This window comes from Mucilaginibacter humi (assembly GCF_013087555.1).
This window is the reverse complement of sequence record NZ_JABFCR010000001.1, coordinates 40,459-57,899: the sequence shown is the minus strand read 5'-3', so window position 1 is coordinate 57,899 and position 17,441 is coordinate 40,459. Positions and strand designations below refer to the sequence as shown.

The window sequence follows — 17,441 nt, the reverse complement described above, 5'->3', positions numbered from 1 at the left end:
TTAATCTCAAATCTCACATCTCAATACTCACGTCTTAAATTAGTGATGCGATTTTTCAAGCTCTAACGCTTCCATGCCATTTTTAACGCGGAAATCGTTAATTGCTGCTTTGATAGCATCCTCTGCCAAAACAGAGCAGTGAATTTTTACCGGCGGCAATGCTAATTCTTCAACAATATCCATGTTGTCAATTTTCATCGCATCGTCGATAGATTTTCCCTTTAACCACTCGGTAGCTAATGATGATGAAGCTATAGCCGAGCCGCAGCCAAAAGTTTTAAACTTAGCATCAGTGATGATGTTGTCATCACCTACCTCAATTTGCAGGCGCATAACGTCACCGCACTCTGGTGCACCAACTAAGCCGGTACCTACTTTATGACTGCTTTTGTCTAAGGTACCAACGTTGCGCGGGTTGGTGTAATGATCAATTACTTTATCTGAATATGCCATTTTATTTAATGTTTTAATTAGTGAATTAGTGAGTGAGTGAATGTTCAAAAATCACTAACTCTAATTTATATTTATTAAATCCGAAATCGAAAATTCAATATTCGAAATTATTATTAGTGTTCTGCCCACTCAATCGAGTCAAGGTCGATGCCTTCTTTAAACATCTCCCAAAGCGGCGACATGTTGCGCAGGTTGGTAACCGCTGTTTTGGTTACTTCAATTGCGTAATCAACCTCTTCCTCGGTAGTAAATCTACCTAAACCAAAACGTATCGAAGAGTGTGCCAGATCATCTGACAAACCTAAACTTTTTAATACGTATGACGGTTCTAACGATGCTGAGGTACAAGCCGATCCTGAAGATACAGCCAGGTCCTTCATCGCCATCATTAAACCTTCGCCCTCAACATATTTAAAGCTGATGTTGGCTACATGCGGTAAGCGGTGTTCAACGTTTCCGTTTACATAGCTTTCTTCTAATACAGTTAAGGCGTTTTGTAATTTATCGCGCAGGGCTGATAAACGTTTTGCTTCACTTTCCATTTCAAGTCCGCAAAGTTCGGCAGCTTTACCTAAACCAACTATACCCGGAACGTTTAATGTACCCGAGCGCATACCGCGTTCGTGGCCGCCTCCGTCCATTTGTGCGGTAACTTTAACACGTGGTCCTTTACGGCGTACGTATAATGCACCCACGCCTTTAGGGCCGTAAAATTTATGTGCCGATAGGGCTAAAAGGTCAATACCATCTCTGTTTACATCAACAGGTATTTTACCAACAGCCTGTACAGCGTCAGTCATAAACAATGCGCCATATTTATGGGCTATTGCCGATATTTCTTTTATTGGCTGTATAACACCTATCTCGTTGTTACCATACATAACAGAAACCAGGATAGTTTCAGGTGTCATGGCAGCTTCTAATACAGCAAGGTCAAGTAAACCGTCTTCTTTAACAGGTAAGTAAGTAACCCTGCCACCCATTTTTTCAACGTGTTTACAAGCGTCTAATACCGCTTTATGTTCGGTAACCGTGGTAATAATGTGGTTGCCTTTTTCTTTATACATTTCAAAAACACCCTTAATAGCAAGGTTGTCTGATTCGGTTGCTCCTGATGTAAAAATGATCTCTTTTTCGCTGGCGCCAATTAGTTTAGCCACCTGCTCGCGTGCGTAATCAACACCTTCTTCTGCTACCCAGCCAAACGGATGGTTGCGGCTGGCAGCATTACCAAACTTTGTAGTGAAGTAAGGTATCATTGCTTCCAGCACCCTTGGATCCATAGGTGTCGTGGCATTGTTATCAAGGTAAATTGGGATATTCATATCTGTAATATATTAATAGTACAAAGATATGCAAACATTTCAATTTAAAATCAATCAAAATAAGGTAAAACCGTCATATTAAACTAATAATTTAAACTTTGTGGCGCTTACAGCGTATACTTATTTAAAAGCATTGGTTAATCTTATAAAATTTAAGACCTTTGCTTTTTTAATAAACGGTTCGCCAAATCCTTAAAATTTTTGTAATTTTAAGTTGTGTTACTAATGATAATGGCAACCGCAAATTCTAATAACTACATTGATGAGTATCATTCACAATAAAGATATCGGTACCAAGCAAAAGGCCCTTGCCATTAACCTCGACCCCAAAATTTATGGCTCATTTGCCGAGATAGGCGCCGGGCAGGACGTTGCCGCCAATTTTTTTAAGGCCGGAGCTTCATCAGGTACCATTGCCAAAACCATGTCAGCTTATGACATGACCGTTTCTGACGCTATTTACGGCGCATTAAAAGTTAAACGATATGTCAGCGAGTCGCGCCTGATGGCCATGCTTAACCACGAGTATAACCTGCTTATTGAGCGGCTGGCCGAACAACGCGGAGATAACACAACGTTCTTCGCTTTTTCTGATACCGTATCAACCCTTAATTACCATAAAACCAACGAGGCCCACGGCTGGATGGGGGTGCGTTTCCAGTTAGAGCCAAACGGCCCGTTTAATGATGTGATCCTGCATGTTAAACTGCTGGATACCGACAATAACCTGCAGCAGCAGGCAGTAGGTGTATTAGGGGTGAACCTGCTATACGCCTGCTTTTATTATAACGAAGTAGCGCCGGCGTTTTTGCTGTCGCTGATGGATGAATTGAGCCGCGACCGGATACAGATTGATATGATCCAGTTTGAGGGGCCAAACTTCGAGAAGGTGGATAACCGCCTGATGAGCCTGCACCGGTTAAATATGGTTTCTCTGACGCCGCGCTGTTTGGGCCGGATGGCGAGAACGAACAACCATCAGAAGCTTTATATAAGAAACACGTTGTAGTTATAAGGGGGCGTTTCCGGCCGATAATTAACGTGCATCTGGATATGCTGAACACCGGCGTTAAGCAGTTTATGCAGGAGCCCGATGTTGATAAGAAGAATGTGGTGGTAGTAGCCGAACTTACGCTGCAGTCACTAATGGAACGGGACGCCGATCCCAGTACAGAGATCGACGAAAAAGACTTCCTCGACCGGGTGGATATTCTATGCTCGTTAGGGCAAACGGTGTTGATATCCAACTTCCATGAATATTATAAACTGGTATCCTATCTGTCTAAGATCACTAATTTGAAACTGGGTGTGGTACTGGGTTATCCTAATCTTGAATACATTTTTGGCGAGGAGCATTATAAGGACCTGCCGGGCGGTATCCTGGAGTCGTTTGCTACGCTGTTTAGCCGTAAGGTGAAGCTGTTTATATACCCCACACTGCGTAACGGCGTTATTATGAACTGCCTGCGCTTTTACCCGCCACCACATTTGATAGATCTGTACCGCTACCTGATAGCGAACAACAAGATAGAAGATATCCGCAATTATAAAGAGGCTAACCTGCACGTTCAAACAGACATTGTACTGCAGCTAATAAAACAAGGAGCCGAGGGGTGGGAGCAGTTTGTACCACCCGAAGTTGCTGACATGATAAAGGCACGTTGCCTGTTTGGCTACCCGTGCGCTGTTGACCCGGCTACCGGCGAACCTGTTAAGAATGGCGAAATTGCTACGAAGTAATCCTTGATTTTCGGCGTGTTTTGTTTCATGGGTGTATGAAACAGATGAAACAAGTGAAACAATTTTTTGAGTTAATTAATTGTTAATGAGATTTTTGTGAAAAACTGGTGAAACAAAATGAAATAGTTTTTTTGATTCAATTGCCTGATAATAAAGCCATTATTGAAAAATTTGTTTGTTTAAACATATATTGTTATTTTTCATAATTAGATACTTCGGTTTTATAGCTGAATTTTAGTCAAGCAAATGATAATCAGTTAATTGACAGATGTATTTAGTCATTGCTAATTGTAGCCAAAACGACGTTATTATTTAAATAATCATCATATTTGGTACATGAACAAAATAGAACATATTGGCATAGCAGTGGCCGACCTAAAAGCTGCCGGCGACCTCTATGAAAAACTATTAAACACCCCCGTTTACAAAATTGAAGAAGTAGCTACTGAAGGCGTTAAAACCGCTTTCCTGCAAAGTGGGCCAAATAAGGTAGAGTTGCTGGAAGCGTCTAACCCGGATAGCCCCATAGCCAAATTCATTGCCAAAAAAGGAGAGGGGATCCATCACATAGCTTTTGAAGTAGATGATATCAACGCCGAAATGGCCCGGCTAAAAAACGAAGGTTTTATTTTACTAAGCGATGAGCCAAAACGCGGCGCCGATAATAAGTTGGTTTGTTTTGTGCATCCTAAGAGTGCGGGTGGGGTTTTGGTGGAGTTGTGTCAAAGCATAGCTCAGGAAAATTTGTAATTTGCGTTAGCGATAGCAGCGGATACCGGCCTTTGCGCCTAAGGCAGGCGTATAAGCGCATAGCACGGGCAGAAGGCAACGCCGTAATTAATACTCACCATTTGCTCACCCTAATTATCACTGCGCTAGATATCACTCTTTGATGTAGCACGGACTGCTATCTGCTTAGCCAATTGTCATAGGCCGCTTTAGCGATATTAGCAATCACCAATTCCCGTTCAGCTTCGCTTGATCTAGAGTCTGAAACGAATACAGAGATAGCTATATGCCTGCCGTTAGGCAGCGTGATGATGCCGGCATCGTTTGTTGCCCTGGTTAAACCGTTGAAGGTTCCGGCGGTACCGGTTTTATGTGCTACGACTGTGCCTTTTGGTAACAGTCCTTTTATTCTTTTCGGGCCTGTCGGCGATGTTGTCATATCGGTCAGTAAAACTTTAAAGCTATTGGCCGATAGCTTGTTTTTAGTGTAAAATATATTTAGCAATCTGGTTATTGCCTTTGGTGTGGCCCAGTTTTTATACTGAATAATATCGTTAGCTACCTGTATTTTTTCGGTAGTGGCTATCGCGATATCTTTTATCCCCAGTTGGTGTACGTATCGGTCGGCTTGCTTTGTGCCACCCAGTATGCGCAACAAAACATCAGAGGCCGACCCGTCGCTTTCGCTAACCGCGTAGTTTATCAAATCCTTTACAGAAATGTATGTACCGGCAGGATATTGATCACGTAGCGGACTATGACCGTTTTTGGCAATGTAGTCGGCTGTGTCGACTTTTATTTTTTGCGTTAATGAAAGTACGCCTCTATCTACTTTAGCAAGTACCGCCATACCTATCGGGAATTTATAAACACTTTGCATCGGGAATCGTTTATCCCCGTTTAAAGTTATGGTTTCGCCTGTCTCTAACAACGTGGCGCAAACGCCCACATTTCCGCTTACTGTTTTGGATAATTGGTTTATTTTCGTTTGCAGCGTGTTTTGCCCAAAAACTTGTTGCGATAGCAATAAGATAAATAAAGATTTTAATAAAGTAAACTTGCCTAATTTCATAGTAGGTAGGTGAGTAGTAAGGTGCGGTTAAAGATAAAAGTAATGATGGTAATCTGCAATTGTGTGTGACGCTGCGCTTCAATAACTACTAAAATCGATCATCCCTAAACCATGTTAATAATTTTTTTATTTTGACTTTTTACTTTTGAATTAAAATACTACATTTGCACCTCTTTTATTAGAAGAAGAGAAGAATAACGAAATGAAAAAAGATCTGCACCCATCAAACTATAGATTAGTTGTATTTAAAGATATGTCAAACGACTATTCTTTTATCACTAAATCATGCATCGACACCCGCGAAACTGTAAAGTGGGAAGACGGTAACGAATATCCATTAGTAAAATTAGAGATTTCTCATACATCGCACCCTTTCTATACCGGTAAAATGAAACTGGTTGATACTGCTGGTCGTATTGATAAATTCCGTACCCGTTATAACAAGTAATATCAACTTGTTAATAAAATATTTACAAGTCCCGGCTTTGCAGTCGGGACTTTTTTATTTTTGCGCCATGGCAATTATCCTGTTCGACGATAGCGCACACCTATCGCTTAGGCCCCTAACTTATACACGCCCCGTTGCCGACCTGCGCATTGGTATTTTAACCATTGCCGAAAAATGGGCAAATCACCCGGATACAACGTATTCTTTCCAAACTCAGCCTTATTTACAGGCTAAGTTCCCGATAAAATCAGGGACAGATGATTTGTACATCAATGGCTCGGTTTGCCCGGATGAAGCGTTGGTGGAGGCGATCAACCAGCTTAAAACCGGCGAAGCGTTGAAGCAAGGCGAGTTTTTGATCGCGGCAAAAGCGCCTACTGATGCCGATTTTAGCCGGGTTATAAATTATGATCCATCTTTTGTTAGCATAAAATACCCGGAACATATTTTTAGCAAGAACGATATTGAGCTACGCAAGGATTTTAAGCTATTAACCAAAGGCCGGACAAGTGCCGCGATAAGTGCGACCAACGTTATTATAGGCACGGATTTTTTTGCCGAGGAAGGCGCTACCGCCGAATGCTCGACCTTTAACACGACTAACGGACCTGTTTATTTAGGTAAGAACAGTAGTGTTTGGGAAGGTACCAACATCCGCGGATCGTTTGCGCTATGTCATGATTCGCAGGTTAAAATGGGTGGTAAGATCTATGGCGCTACTACCATAGGGCCTTATTCGCGTGTTGGCGGCGAGATCAATAACGCCGTCATCTGGGGCTATTCATCCAAGGGCCATGAGGGTTACCTGGGTAATGCCGTATTGGGCCAGTGGTGCAATATAGGTGCCGACAGCAATAACTCGAACCTCAAAAACAACTATGCCGAAGTGAAGCTTTGGGATTATACCACCGGGCGCTTCCGTAAAACCGGACTGCAATTTTGCGGTTTAATTATGGGCGATCATGCTAAATGCGGTATCAATACCATGTTTAATACGGGTACGGTAGTAGGGGTTAGCGCTAATGTTTTTGGAGCAGGCTATCCGCGCAATTTTATACCCGATTTTGCCCGGGGCGGCGCGCATGGTTTTGAGGTATATACCATCAAAAAATGTTCGAGACAGCTCATCTGGTATTTGAGCGGAAGGATAGCGTATTTGACGAAAAAGAGCAGGAGATATTAAAAACCGTTTTTGAATTAACGGAGAGTTACAGACAAGTATTTTAAATGAGTCGATAGTCCATGGTCGATAGTCCATGGTTGTCAAAATAATAATTATACAATCACAAAGCTATGGACCATTGACTATGGACCATGGTCTAACATTAAACCAATCATGAGAAAAAAAAATCGTAGCGGGAAACTGGAAAATGAACTTGGATTATAACGAAGGTTTATCCTTGTTTAGCGAAGTTGTAAATATGGTAAATGACGAAGCTACCGGATCGCAGGAAGTTGTAGTTTGCAGCCCCTTTATTCATTTACACAGCCTGGTACAACTGGCTAAAGGTTCGGCAAAGGTCGCTATCGGCGCGCAAAATGCCCACCAGGCAGAGAGCGGCGCTTATACCGGCGAGATCTCGGCGAGGCAAGTAAAATCTACCGGGGCCAATTACGTAATTTTAGGCCACTCAGAGCGTCGCCAGTACTTTGGTGAGACTAACGCGCTGTTAGCTAAAAAAACCGATACAGCATTAGCTAATGACCTTAAACCGATATTCTGCATAGGCGAGACCTTGCAGGAGCGTGAAGCTAACGTGCATTTTGATATCATCAAAACCCAGTTGGTTGAAGGTGTGTTCCATTTAGATGCTGCCGCGTTTAGCAAATTGGTACTGGCTTATGAGCCTGTTTGGGCCATTGGTACGGGTGTTACCGCGACGTCAGACCAGGCGCAGGAGATTCACGCGTTTATCCGTAAAGAAATTGCTGCTAAGTATGATCAGGGTGTTGCTGATGCCACCACTATTTTATACGGCGGAAGCTGCAACCCTAAAAACGCTAATGAACTTTTCGCTTGCGCGGATATTGATGGCGGCTTAATTGGCGGTGCATCGTTAAAGTCAAGAGATTTTACGGATATTGTAAAGGCTTTTAATTAAGCTAAACAATTGATGATCAAATAAGTTAAAGGGAGTAGTATGTTTAAGTATTTTATAAAAATTATACTGCCCCCTTAATTGCTTTTTGGGCTTTTGCTTTATTTGTAAAATTTACGCCTGATCTTCACCGCGTTAGCGGCCTTGAAAAATTGGGCGATTTTACCGTGCCCGGCCTTATCGCTTATTATAAGATCTTTGCGCCCGGTCAGATAGTTATTGCGCTGCTTACCCAATGGCTTATTGCCATGCCGCTTTGGAAAAAGATCCCGGCAAAACCTGCCTCGGCTATACTTATTTTTAGTTTGATATTGCTGGTTTGTGCGATCTGCGGGTTCGGGTTAGCCTATATTATATGGGACCCGACAACGCCGCTAAGCGAGTGCATAAAAATAGGCCTGTTTATGACCGGCGTACAGGTGTTTTACTGGGTGATAAACTTCTTATGCTTATACCTGCTGGATTTTAAATCCTTTAAAAAGGTTGCGCCCGAAACCGAAACAGAATAATACCATGAATTACTACGAACTTACCTTTACCACCGAAACTACCGAAGATTACCAACACGACCTGCTGATAAATGCTTTGGGCGAGATAGGCTTTGATACCTTCGAAGAATTGGAAAAAGGCTTTAAGGCATATATACCCGAGGCTGATTTTAACGAGGAATCAATAGCCGAAGCTGTTGAGCCTTATCGGGAAATGTTTGGGTTTAGCTATGAATCGGCGCTTATCCCGCAAAAAAACTGGAACGAGGTATGGGAAAGTAATTTTGAACCCATTGCCATAGGCGACGAGATATTTGTACGCGCTACTTTTCATGAGCCACGGCCCGAGTTTAAATACGAGATCGTTATCGATCCTAAAATGGCTTTTGGTACCGGCCATCACCAAACTACGGCAATGGTTTTAGCGCATATGCTGGAGAATGATTTCGCCGGCAAGAAAGTGCTGGATATGGGCTGCGGTACGGGTATACTGGCTATTATGGCTGCTAAGCTGGGGGCCGAAAGTATTGTTGCGATAGATTACGACCCGGTATGTTATGAGAGTACCATCGAAAACGCGCAGCTAAATAACATTACCAATATTACCGCGCTTTGCGGTTCTAAGGAAGCTATTCCCGCAGAGCAATATGATACCATCCCGGCTAATATCAATCGTAATATTTTGATAGATCAGATGCCGCGTTACGCAGAAGCTTTAAAAACAGGTGGCGAGATCTATTTCAGCGGTTTTTATGAGTCGCCCGACCTCGGATATCATCAAAGACGAGGCCGCAAAATATGGCATGAAATACATCACTCATAAAAAAGACAAAGAATGGGTGGCTGCTAAGTTTGTGAAGTAAAAGCGCGCTGTCATGCTGAGCTCGTCGAAGCATGTGTGGGTATGGCCTTTGCGCTCGTCCTTCGACAGGCTCAGGATGACACCTCAGGCTTTGGTATTCCCCTCAAAACCAATTTACATTTATGTGTTTTATTTGACAGAGTAAACCTGTATTCCCATTAACTTTGTATTGTAATTAACTTTTGGACTAAGTCAAAAAGACACATATCTAAATTCTATTGTCATGAGGACCTATCTTGTACCTATCGATTTTTCGCCTGCGTCAATAAACGCTGCCGGGTTTGCTGTTGAACTGAGTAAACAAACCAATGTTGAGAATATCATTTTGCTAAACGCTTATTACGTATCGCCTCTTGAAACCCTGTTACCCAACGCGGATATGGTGCAGTTGTTTGAAGAAGAGGTTGAACAAAACGCGGCAGACAGGATAACGAAACTTTATCGTCTGCGTGACAGGCTCAATAAAAAAGTTAGGAAAGGGGTACAGATCAGTATTCATTTAAACCGGTCGCATTTATTACGCGCTGTGGTCGAAAACGTATTCACCAAAAAGGCCGACCTGGTAATTTTGGGCAGCAAGGGAAATAGCAGCCTGAGCAATTCGGATATAGGTAGCCACGTTGTAAGTATATCAAAAGCCAGCCCCGTACCGGTAGTTGTAGTGCCACCAACTTATAATTTTAAAGATATTAAACGAGTAGTTGTAGCCTGCGATTTTGAAAAGGTTAAGGATACCGTTCCGCTGGAACCATTAAAACGCCTGCTTGATAAAAAGAAATTTGAGCTGCTGGTAGTTAATATTGACAAAGACAGCCGGCACTGGCGGGTGATGCAAAGCGCGATGCCGAAGAAAGCGCTTTATATGAAATGCTTGCACCTTACAACCCCCAATACAGCTACGTAAATAACCCCGATGTAATAAACGGGATATTGAAGTTTGCTGCTGATAATGATACTCAACTGGTAATAGCGCTGCCGCATAAATACAGTTTTTTCCAGTCGCTGCTGCATGATAGTGTATCGCAACAACTGGCGGCAAACGCGGCGGTGCCGGTACTGTTATTGAAATAATAAATGCTTTGTTAAGCAAATGGTTTTTGCGTTAATTTGCACCAGTTTACAAGCATAACCTGCGAAAAATACATGAGGGTACATTTTATAGCTATTGGCGGCAGTGCTATGCACAACCCGGCCATTGCACTGCATAAAAAAGGATTTGAAGTAACCGGATCAGACGATGTATTGTTTGAACCATCGGTATCGCGCCTGGCTAAGTATGGCATATTACCTGCCGAAAATGGCTGGTATCCCGCAAAGATCACGACTGACTTGGACGCTATAATTTTAGGCATGCATGCCCGTATAGATAATCCTGAATTGTTGAAAGCGCAGGAGCTGGGTATAAAAGTATATTCGTATCCCGAATATATTTACGAACAATCAAAAGATAAAAAGCGTGTTGTAATAGGAGGGAGCCACGGTAAAACTACTATTACCTCTATGATCCTACACGCCTTGCAAGCAGCCGGTAAAGATTTTGATTACCTGGTTGGTGCACAACTGGAAGGCTTTGAAACCATGGTAAAGCTTACCAAAGAAGCACCCATTATTGTAATTGAAGGTGACGAGTATTTGGCTTCGCCGATAGACAGGCGGCCAAAGTTTCATTTATACAAAGCCAATATCGGGGTGATAAGCGGCATAGCCTCGGGATCATATCAATGTGTTTCCAACTTTCCAGAGTTATATTGATCAGTTTAAGATCTTTATTGAAACCATACAGCCCGGCGGCACTTTAATTTACAGCGAGACTGACGCTGTTTTAAATGAAGTTGTTGCTGAAGACGAATTGCAGGTAAGCAAACAACCTTATGCTCTGCCTGAATACAGTATAGAAAATGGGGTTACCACAATTTTGTCCGACGGTGAAAGATATCCGCTTGAAGTTTTTGGCGAACATAACCTGCTAAACATGCAGGCCGCCCGTTTGGTATGCGAAGGTTTGGGCATCAGCAAAGCTGATTTTTATAAATATATCACTACGTTTAAAGGTGCCGCCCGGAGGTTGGAGTTAGTTGGCAAAAATGATAACGCTACCGTTTTTAAAGATTTTGCTCATTCGCCATCAAAATTGGAGGCGACGATACACGCGGTTAAAACACAGTTCCCTGACAGGAAACTTATTGCCTGTATAGAACTGCATACATTTAGTAGTTTGAATAAAGATTTTTTAGCGCAATATGCCGGAACTATGGACGAAGCTGATGTCGCTATCGTTTTTATTGATAAGAAAACTTTCGAGCAAAAGAAGATGGAACCCTATCCGGCCGAAACGGTACAGGCCGCTTTTGCTAAAAACGACCTGACTTTTTTCAATGATCCGCAATTATTGTTAGCTGATTTACAACAGCTTAAGTTAGTCAATACCAATCTCTTAATGATGAGTTCGGGTAACTTTGGTGGTATAGATTTAATTCAACTTAAAAATAAAATATTACAATAATTGTTTTAAATAAAAAAATATTAGTAACTTTATTAACTATTGAGAAACCCTTACCGTATTATTACAGACCCTAAATGAAGTCACTAGGAAAAAAAAATCAGACTATTACGCCACCAGAAGGCATGGAGCCGGAGGATGTTGCAAAGAGGTTAGATATTTCTATTCCAGCTTTTTCAAAAATTGAAACGGGAATAACTGATATTAACTTATCGCGTCTTGAACAGATCTCCAATTTATTTGAGATGTCAGTAGTTCAGTTATTAACTTTTAATGACATGGAGCAGGAGCAGAAATTTGTTAATGAACTGGATTTGGTTAATAAAAAATTAACCGACAGGGAGGTTGAAATTATAGAATTACAGAAAAAAGTTATTGAACTTTTTGAAGAGTTAAGACATAATAAAGCTACCGCTTAATTAGCGTACGCTTTTAATAAATAGTAAGGCTTATACAGGCGGATTATTTTTCCTGTATAAGCCTTTTCTTTTGTTATATTTTAATTAAAGATATAACGCATTGTTAAATGCTTATTGGCAAATGTAGCTTCCATAGAGTTGTGTAGGGCCACCATCTTTTCGTTAAAATCGCCTACCCATGATAGTTCCAGTACGTCGTATTGTTTAAGCGGCAACACATACTCGCCCAATTTTATAAACAGCGCCGACTCAAGGCCATGATTTTGAAACTTTTGTTTAGTACCCATCACAATGGCCCGCATGCGTTTAACGCCTTTCCATTTATAATATAAAAATTTAAGCTTACCTATTAAGTCAAGCTTGCCGTGTAATGGTTTTAGCATCTGGTTAGCATCAGGCAATACAATGTTAAATGATGCAGGTTCGCCATTAACATAGGCAAACCAAATTAAATTCTCGTCCATAATTGGCTTCATTTTGGTGAAGCTTTCTAATATGGTGCTATAATTAATAGGGACAAAGTTTTCAAATCCTGCCCGGCATCGTTGTATATTTCAATAAAATCGGCAGCAAATTTTTCTATTTGTTTTGCTTGCAGGTGTTTAAATTCATATCCCGGTTTTTGGCTAACCCATTTAGCTATTTTATAAAAACGTTCGGGGAAAGGCTTATTTACATCCAGATGGTTGGTTATTTGCTCATACATTTTTTTAAATCCGTAGTTTTCAAAAAAGCCCGGTAATAGGGCGGGTTATAATTCATACCGTATGATGGCGGCGTGAACCCTTCAACCAGTAACCCCCAAAAAGTATCATTTTCGCCAAAATTAATAGGGCCGTCCATGGCTTGCATACCGTTTTCTTTCAGCCAGTTTTTAGCTGCATCAAATAACATAAATGCAGCTATTTGGTCGTTTATGCATTCAAAAAGCCCATGCCACCCGTTGGTTGCTCGTAATGATAGGCTTTTTTCTCGTTGATGAATGCGGCTACGCGGCCAATCAATTCGCCGTCATTATTTCTTAATATCCAGCGGGTGCACTTGCCGTATTGATGAAAATTATTTTTAAGCGGATCAAACACTGCTTCAATATCATTATCAAGCGGGCAAACCCAGTTGCTATCATTTTTATAGATTATTCGGGCAGTATCTAAAAAGGCTTTTTTGGTAGCTTTATCTTTAACTTCAGTTAGGATCATGCAGGATTATAGAAATATAAAAAAGCATCCGAAGGGATGCTTTAAAATGCGTTATATAATAATTATTTAATAATCGTCGTCGTCGTCATCGTCACCGAACTCTTCAAAGCCAAGATCATCTAAAGGCCCATCAAAGTCATCATCCTCATCAACTACCTTTTTTTAGGCGTTGTTTCCAAATCGTCGTCATCATCTTCTGCATCCGTGTCCCTTGGAATGTTCTTGTCTGCAATTTTTTTTTGGCGTTCCCATGCGGTAATTGTTTGTTGTAAAATTTAAGTTTGGGTAAGGTTATTCTAATTTACAAAAATCTCTGCTGATACGTTGTTGTTATTTATTAGTAAAAATAACGAAAAATCAATTTGAAAGAAAAAACATTTAAAAATTATTCTTGCTGCTCGCCAATTGATGTGGAGTTATCTGTAAGTTCTTTAATATTAGGTAATTCTTCAATACTATTTATCCCAAAATAATCCATAAATAGTGCACTTGTGCCGTATAAAATTGGTTTGCCTAAGGCTTCCGACTTCCCGTTTATTGCGATTAACTCCTTCTCCAGTAATTTTTGTATCGAATAATCGCAATTTACACCACGGATCTGTTCAACTTCGGTTTTGGTTACCGGCTGCTTGTAAGCAATTATGGCCAATGTTTCTAAAGCGGCCTGGCTCAACTTCTTTTTAGACCGTTGTAATTGCAAAAGGCTGATAACAGGATGGTAATTTTTTTAGTTAAAAACTGGTAGCCATTGTTCAGGTTAACCAGTTCGATGGCAAAGTTTTCCGCCGAGTATTTAGTTTTTATATTTTCAAGGCTGGTAGTTACCTCATCAAGCAAAAAATCGCGCTCGAAGGTCGCTTGCAAACAATACATTATCTCTTCAACACGGATGCTTTGTTCCGAAGCAAAAACAAGCGCCTCTATATACAATTCAGGATTTTCCATTGTGCTGTAAAATTAGTATTCCCGGCAGGTGTAACAAGTTTAATTTGAAAAAAAGCTTCTTGTATAGCCAAAACGCAAGTATCGTCAATTATTTAATTAAACAGTTATTCCTGATAGCTATTTAAGCATAACTGTGGCATAGTTGTTGGCTTCGCTGATTTAAGAGTTTTTTAACAAAAATTCAATTTTTCGTCTAATTTTTAATAAAATTTTAATAATTCCAAATAGTTGTGACAATTTATTAAAAATATGAAAACCGCATCAAATACATTAAGCGTATCTAAAAAAGAGTTTCAGCAAACTATAACTAAAATTATATTTCAAACAACAAATCAATTACTTTCTTATGAAAACAGAAACACTATTTGAAAACGCTGACGTGAATATGGCCCGGAGGTCGTTTTTACGTTATGCCGGAGTTGGGGCGGCCGCCGTTGGCGTACTGGCTGCAGCATCTTGTACCAAAGGTACAGATAATAACATGGGCGATCCAGTTACTCCACCTAAAAACAACGGAATAGACATAGGCGCTAAAGGCGATCTTGCTATCTTAAACTATGCGTATGCTCTTGAGCAACTTGAAGCTGCGTTTTATATCAATGTTGCAGCACACATGTACACCGGTGCATCAGCGGACGAAATTGCTTTGTTAACTGATATTCGCGACCACGAGGTTGCACACAGGGAATTTTTTAAAGCTGCTTTAGGCAGTAATGCGATTGTATCCTTAACTCCAAATTTCAGCGCTATTGACTTCAGCAGCCGTACCCGTGTATTGGCAGCAGCAAAAGCTTTTGAAGATACCGGTGTTAGCGCATATAACGGCGCAGGTTACCTCATCCAAAATACCGACTATCTACTACTGGCAGGTAAGATCGTATCTGTAGAGGCACGCCATGCCGCATACATCCGTAACCCGGTTAGCCCGGGTAGCTTTGCCGATAATATGATACTTGACGCAAACGGAATGGATAAACCGCAAACTATTGCCCGGGTATTGGCAATTGCAAACACTTACCTTACCACTAAAGTAAGTGCGTCTAATTATGGTTATGTAGCATCTTAAAACAGAAAAGTCATGAATTTATTTGGATTAATAGAAGAAATAGAAAAAGCAGACCCTGAGTTTCAGGACAGGATCAGCCCGCGTCGCGACGCGATAAAAAATATAACAAGCTTTGGATCAAAAGTAGCAATCGCGGCAGCACCATTTGTTTTTAGTACGTTGATAAAAAAGGCGTATGGGCAAACAGCTACACCGAGTGTGAACGACGTATTGAATTATGCTTTAAAACTGGAGTATCTTGAAGCGGCTTTTTACAATGCAGGTGTAGCTTCAAGCTTAGGATTTTCCGCTACGGAAAAATCATACCTGTTAACTATCCAGGGCCATGAAAACGCGCACGTTGCATTTTTAAAGAGCGTTTTAGGGTCAGCAGCTGTGGCGCAAACTACGCAGGGTACCAATGGCACTTATGACTTTACCGCAGGGGGACTTTCCCAACTGTACTAAGTAATGTTGATACTTACTTTGCGGTAGCACAAGCTTTTGAAGATACCGGCGTACGTGCTTATAAAGGACAAGCAGGTTTCCTGATTGGTAATCAAACTGTGCTAACAGCTGCCCTAGATATTCACTCTGTTGAGGCACGTCATGCGGCTGCCATTCGGCAGATCCGTAGGTCGCGCGGTGCTACTACAACCAAGCCCCGGATAAGCGGTGCTAATGATACCGGTATTACTGCGGTAAATGGTAACTATGCAGGCGAGGATAACATAACGCAAGGCCCTGTTACTATAACCAGTTTAGCAGCTGTAAGCGGTACAACGTCAACCCGTATTGCCACTGAGGCTTTTGATGAGCCATTAACTTCTGCACAGGTAGTTGCTTTGGTAGCTCCTTTTGGAGTGAAATAAGTAGTGTTAAATAGGTATGTTTAAACGCCTTAACGATAGTTAGGGCGTTTTTTTTTAGTAGTTGATCACTTGCTCTTCTAACTGTGCCGGAACATCGCGCCACTCGTATTTTTGGTTACGTAGCTGCGGTTCAAAACCAGCGGCTATTATAGAATCTGGATACCTTTGGCGGTAAACCTATGCGGCGCGCCTGCGGCAGATACTACATTTTCTTCTATCATTATCGAGCCAAAATCATTGGCGCCGGCATTTAAACATATCTGGGCAACCTGCTTGCCTACTGTAAGCCATGAGGCCTGAATGTTTTTAATATTTGGCAGCATGATGCGGCTTAAAGCTATCATACGGATATATTCGTCGCCGGTTACATTATTAGTTATGCCGCGCACCTTGCGTAACAACGTGCCGTCATCCTCGAACGGCCAGGGGATAAAGGCTATAAACCCATAATGCCCTTCCGGTTTTTCAGACTGTACTTCGCGGATCCAAACCAGGTGCTCAAAACGCTCTTCTATGGTTTCCACATGGCCAAACATCATGGTGGCCGAGCTTGGCAGGTTTAACTGGTGAGCGGCGCGCATTACATCCAGCCACTCTTTACCGCCGCACTTACCTTTTGATATCAGGCGGCGAACGCGGTCGTTCAGGATTTCGGCACCCGCGCCCGGTAATGAATCAAGGCCCGATTCTTTCATCGCCCTTAATACATCGATATGGCTCATATTCTCCAGCTTGGCAACGTGGGCAATCTCGGGCGGGCCTAATGAGTGTAATTTAAGTGTGGGATACAGCTCTTTTAATTTACTGAACAGATCGGTATAAAAACTCAACCCCAGATCAGGATGGTGGCCGCCTTGCAGTAAAAGCTGGTCGCCGCCCGTGCGGAAGGTTTCTTCTATCTTTTGTTTGTAGGTTTCAATGTCGGTAATATAACTATCTTCATGACCGGGGCGGCGGAAGAAGTTACAAAACTTACAGTTGGCTATACAAACGTTGGTGGTATTAACATTACGGTCTATCTGCCGGGTTACTTTACCATGTGGCACTTGCTTTTTACGCAGCTCATTAGCCACGTACATCAGGTCGGCGGTTGATGCATTATGATGCAGGTAAACACCTTCTTCGATACTTAAAAATTCAAACCGCGAAGCACGCTGTAACAGATCGGCAGTATTCATGCAGCAAATATAAGGATATTGTAATTGGGTTGATTAGCACATTGATCGGCAACGTGTAAAAAAATCA

21 protein-coding genes and 4 pseudogenes are annotated in these 17,441 nt (G+C 41.7%); 16 read left to right on the top strand and 9 right to left on the bottom strand.

The features are described 5' to 3' along the window. Positions 1-39: 39 nt before the first annotated feature. Complete coding sequence (iscU, locus tag HK413_RS00370; RefSeq protein ID WP_175268737.1) at positions 40-453, bottom strand: Fe-S cluster assembly scaffold IscU; 414 nt, start codon at positions 451-453, stop codon at positions 40-42. Positions 454-566: 113 nt separating this feature from the next. Continuing rightward, positions 567-1,778, bottom strand: a complete 1,212-nt coding sequence (locus HK413_RS00365) for an IscS subfamily cysteine desulfurase (RefSeq protein WP_175268736.1) — start codon at positions 1,776-1,778, stop codon at positions 567-569. 262 nt (positions 1,779-2,040) lie between these two features. Between HK413_RS00365 and HK413_RS14200 the strand changes: the two genes are divergently transcribed. The 3 genes from HK413_RS14200 to mce all read left to right on the top strand — a co-directional run bounded on the left by HK413_RS14200 (position 2,041) and on the right by mce (position 4,268). Beyond that, positions 2,041-2,787: a hypothetical protein gene (locus HK413_RS14200; protein WP_217451885.1), complete on the top strand. Its 747-nt coding sequence runs from the start codon at positions 2,041-2,043 to the stop codon at positions 2,785-2,787. A gap of 44 nt (positions 2,788-2,831) precedes the next feature. Further along, complete coding sequence (locus HK413_RS14195; RefSeq protein ID WP_217451884.1) at positions 2,832-3,518, top strand: hypothetical protein; 687 nt, start codon at positions 2,832-2,834, stop codon at positions 3,516-3,518. A 336-nt stretch (positions 3,519-3,854) separates the two neighbouring features. Continuing rightward, positions 3,855-4,268, top strand: a complete 414-nt coding sequence (mce, locus tag HK413_RS00355) for a methylmalonyl-CoA epimerase (RefSeq protein ID WP_175268735.1) — start codon at positions 3,855-3,857, stop codon at positions 4,266-4,268. Positions 4,269-4,425: 157 nt separating this feature from the next. On the opposite strand, the gene bla is transcribed toward mce, so the two are convergent. After that, positions 4,426-5,319, bottom strand: a complete 894-nt coding sequence (bla, locus tag HK413_RS00350; RefSeq protein ID WP_175268734.1) for a class A beta-lactamase — start codon at positions 5,317-5,319, stop codon at positions 4,426-4,428. A 202-nt stretch (positions 5,320-5,521) separates the two neighbouring features. On the opposite strand from bla, the gene HK413_RS00345 reads away from it, so the two are divergent. The 10 genes and pseudogenes from HK413_RS00345 to HK413_RS00305 all read left to right on the top strand — a co-directional run bounded on the left by HK413_RS00345 (position 5,522) and on the right by HK413_RS00305 (position 12,135). Then, on the top strand, positions 5,522-5,767 hold the full coding sequence (locus HK413_RS00345) for a type B 50S ribosomal protein L31 (protein WP_175268733.1): 246 nt from the start codon (positions 5,522-5,524) through the stop codon (positions 5,765-5,767). A 67-nt stretch (positions 5,768-5,834) separates the two neighbouring features. Continuing rightward, on the top strand, positions 5,835-6,950 hold the full coding sequence (locus HK413_RS00340; protein WP_317169129.1) for a putative sugar nucleotidyl transferase: 1,116 nt from the start codon (positions 5,835-5,837) through the stop codon (positions 6,948-6,950). A gap of 166 nt (positions 6,951-7,116) precedes the next feature. Continuing rightward, positions 7,117-7,869, top strand: coding sequence for a triose-phosphate isomerase (gene tpiA / locus HK413_RS00335; RefSeq protein WP_317169141.1), 753 nt, complete (start codon positions 7,117-7,119; stop codon positions 7,867-7,869). A 149-nt stretch (positions 7,870-8,018) separates the two neighbouring features. Then, positions 8,019-8,375 (top strand): hypothetical protein, encoded by a 357-nt coding sequence (locus HK413_RS00330; protein WP_175268731.1) that lies wholly within the window; start codon positions 8,019-8,021, stop codon positions 8,373-8,375. Between the two features lie 4 nt (positions 8,376-8,379). Further along, positions 8,380-9,177, top strand: coding sequence for a 50S ribosomal protein L11 methyltransferase (prmA, locus tag HK413_RS00325; protein WP_317169128.1), 798 nt, complete (start codon positions 8,380-8,382; stop codon positions 9,175-9,177). Between the two features lie 262 nt (positions 9,178-9,439). Then, positions 9,440-10,120, top strand: a complete 681-nt coding sequence (locus HK413_RS00320; protein WP_175268730.1) for a universal stress protein — start codon at positions 9,440-9,442, stop codon at positions 10,118-10,120. Further along, positions 10,084-10,287 carry a universal stress protein gene (locus HK413_RS00315; RefSeq protein WP_175268729.1) on the top strand — a complete coding sequence of 68 codons (204 nt, stop codon included), beginning with the start codon at positions 10,084-10,086 and terminating at the stop codon, positions 10,285-10,287. Before HK413_RS00320 ends, HK413_RS00315 begins: the two co-directional genes overlap by 37 nt. Positions 10,288-10,359: 72 nt before the next feature. Further along, positions 10,360-10,968: a Mur ligase domain-containing protein gene (locus tag HK413_RS20295; protein ID WP_317169127.1), complete on the top strand. Its 609-nt coding sequence runs from the start codon at positions 10,360-10,362 to the stop codon at positions 10,966-10,968. After that, positions 10,940-11,719, top strand: coding sequence for a glutamate ligase domain-containing protein (locus tag HK413_RS20290; RefSeq protein WP_317169126.1), 780 nt, complete (start codon positions 10,940-10,942; stop codon positions 11,717-11,719). Before HK413_RS20295 ends, HK413_RS20290 begins: the two co-directional genes overlap by 29 nt. 74 nt (positions 11,720-11,793) lie before the next feature. Continuing rightward, positions 11,794-12,135: pseudogene (locus HK413_RS00305) on the top strand (helix-turn-helix domain-containing protein). Positions 12,136-12,215: 80 nt separating this feature from the next. Here the strand turns inward: HK413_RS00305 and HK413_RS20285 are convergent. The 5 genes and pseudogenes from HK413_RS20285 to scpB form a co-directional block, all read right to left on the bottom strand. Further along, entirely contained in the window at positions 12,216-12,599 is a 384-nt protein-coding gene (locus HK413_RS20285; protein ID WP_317169125.1) for a hypothetical protein, read from the bottom strand. Positions 12,600-12,625: 26 nt separating this feature from the next. Next, a complete protein-coding gene (locus tag HK413_RS20280; RefSeq protein ID WP_317169124.1) occupies positions 12,626-12,841 on the bottom strand; it encodes a hypothetical protein in 216 nt (71 codons plus the stop codon). Continuing rightward, positions 12,826-13,029, bottom strand: a complete 204-nt coding sequence (locus tag HK413_RS20275; RefSeq protein ID WP_317169123.1) for a hypothetical protein — start codon at positions 13,027-13,029, stop codon at positions 12,826-12,828. The genes HK413_RS20280 and HK413_RS20275 overlap by 16 nt, the downstream gene beginning before the upstream one ends. A 20-nt stretch (positions 13,030-13,049) precedes the next feature. Next, positions 13,050-13,334, bottom strand: coding sequence for a hypothetical protein (locus tag HK413_RS20270; RefSeq protein ID WP_317169122.1), 285 nt, complete (start codon positions 13,332-13,334; stop codon positions 13,050-13,052). A 385-nt stretch (positions 13,335-13,719) separates the two neighbouring features. Then, positions 13,720-14,207, bottom strand: a pseudogene (scpB, locus tag HK413_RS00295) (SMC-Scp complex subunit ScpB). A gap of 418 nt (positions 14,208-14,625) precedes the next feature. Here scpB and HK413_RS00290 point away from each other — a divergent pair. The 3 genes and pseudogenes from HK413_RS00290 to HK413_RS18830 form a co-directional block, all read left to right on the top strand. Continuing rightward, a complete protein-coding gene (locus tag HK413_RS00290) occupies positions 14,626-15,345 on the top strand; it encodes a ferritin-like domain-containing protein (protein WP_175268727.1) in 720 nt (239 codons plus the stop codon). A 12-nt stretch (positions 15,346-15,357) separates the two neighbouring features. After that, positions 15,358-15,792 carry a ferritin-like domain-containing protein gene (locus HK413_RS18835; protein WP_262886701.1) on the top strand — a complete coding sequence of 145 codons (435 nt, stop codon included), beginning with the start codon at positions 15,358-15,360 and terminating at the stop codon, positions 15,790-15,792. Between the two features lie 53 nt (positions 15,793-15,845). Next, positions 15,846-16,196: pseudogene (locus HK413_RS18830) on the top strand (ferritin-like domain-containing protein); the annotation flags it as partial. 54 nt (positions 16,197-16,250) lie between these two features. On the opposite strand, the pseudogene HK413_RS00280 reads toward HK413_RS18830, so the two are convergent. Continuing rightward, positions 16,251-17,374: pseudogene (locus HK413_RS00280) on the bottom strand (CofH family radical SAM protein). Positions 17,375-17,441: the final 67 nt, after the last annotated feature.

Bases quoted from the DNA above. Each gene is read 5' to 3' on its own strand.
- HK413_RS20295 (WP_317169127.1), top strand. From the start codon at position 10,360: ATGAGGGTACATTTTATAGCTATTGGCGGCAGTGCTATGCACAACCCG.
- HK413_RS14195 (WP_217451884.1), top strand. From the start codon at position 2,832: ATGCTGAACACCGGCGTTAAGCAGTTTATGCAGGAGCCCGATGTTGAT.
- HK413_RS20285 (WP_317169125.1), bottom strand. From the start codon at position 12,599: ATGGACGAGAATTTAATTTGGTTTGCCTATGTTAATGGCGAACCTGCA.
- HK413_RS14200 (WP_217451885.1), top strand. From the start codon at position 2,041: ATGAGTATCATTCACAATAAAGATATCGGTACCAAGCAAAAGGCCCTT.
- HK413_RS00315 (WP_175268729.1), top strand. From the start codon at position 10,084: ATGCTTGCACCTTACAACCCCCAATACAGCTACGTAAATAACCCCGAT.
- prmA (WP_317169128.1), top strand. From the start codon at position 8,380: ATGAATTACTACGAACTTACCTTTACCACCGAAACTACCGAAGATTAC.
- HK413_RS20280 (WP_317169124.1), bottom strand. From the start codon at position 12,841: ATGTATGAGCAAATAACCAACCATCTGGATGTAAATAAGCCTTTCCCC.
- HK413_RS20270 (WP_317169122.1), bottom strand. From the start codon at position 13,334: ATGATCCTAACTGAAGTTAAAGATAAAGCTACCAAAAAAGCCTTTTTA.
- HK413_RS00290 (WP_175268727.1), top strand. From the start codon at position 14,626: ATGAAAACAGAAACACTATTTGAAAACGCTGACGTGAATATGGCCCGG.
- HK413_RS20275 (WP_317169123.1), bottom strand. From the start codon at position 13,029: ATGTTATTTGATGCAGCTAAAAACTGGCTGAAAGAAAACGGTATGCAA.
- HK413_RS00340 (WP_317169129.1), top strand. From the start codon at position 5,835: ATGGCAATTATCCTGTTCGACGATAGCGCACACCTATCGCTTAGGCCC.
- HK413_RS00365 (WP_175268736.1), bottom strand. From the start codon at position 1,778: ATGAATATCCCAATTTACCTTGATAACAATGCCACGACACCTATGGAT.
- HK413_RS00345 (WP_175268733.1), top strand. From the start codon at position 5,522: ATGAAAAAAGATCTGCACCCATCAAACTATAGATTAGTTGTATTTAAA.
- HK413_RS18835 (WP_262886701.1), top strand. From the start codon at position 15,358: ATGAATTTATTTGGATTAATAGAAGAAATAGAAAAAGCAGACCCTGAG.
- mce (WP_175268735.1), top strand. From the start codon at position 3,855: ATGAACAAAATAGAACATATTGGCATAGCAGTGGCCGACCTAAAAGCT.
- bla (WP_175268734.1), bottom strand. From the start codon at position 5,319: ATGAAATTAGGCAAGTTTACTTTATTAAAATCTTTATTTATCTTATTG.
- HK413_RS00320 (WP_175268730.1), top strand. From the start codon at position 9,440: ATGAGGACCTATCTTGTACCTATCGATTTTTCGCCTGCGTCAATAAAC.
- iscU (WP_175268737.1), bottom strand. From the start codon at position 453: ATGGCATATTCAGATAAAGTAATTGATCATTACACCAACCCGCGCAAC.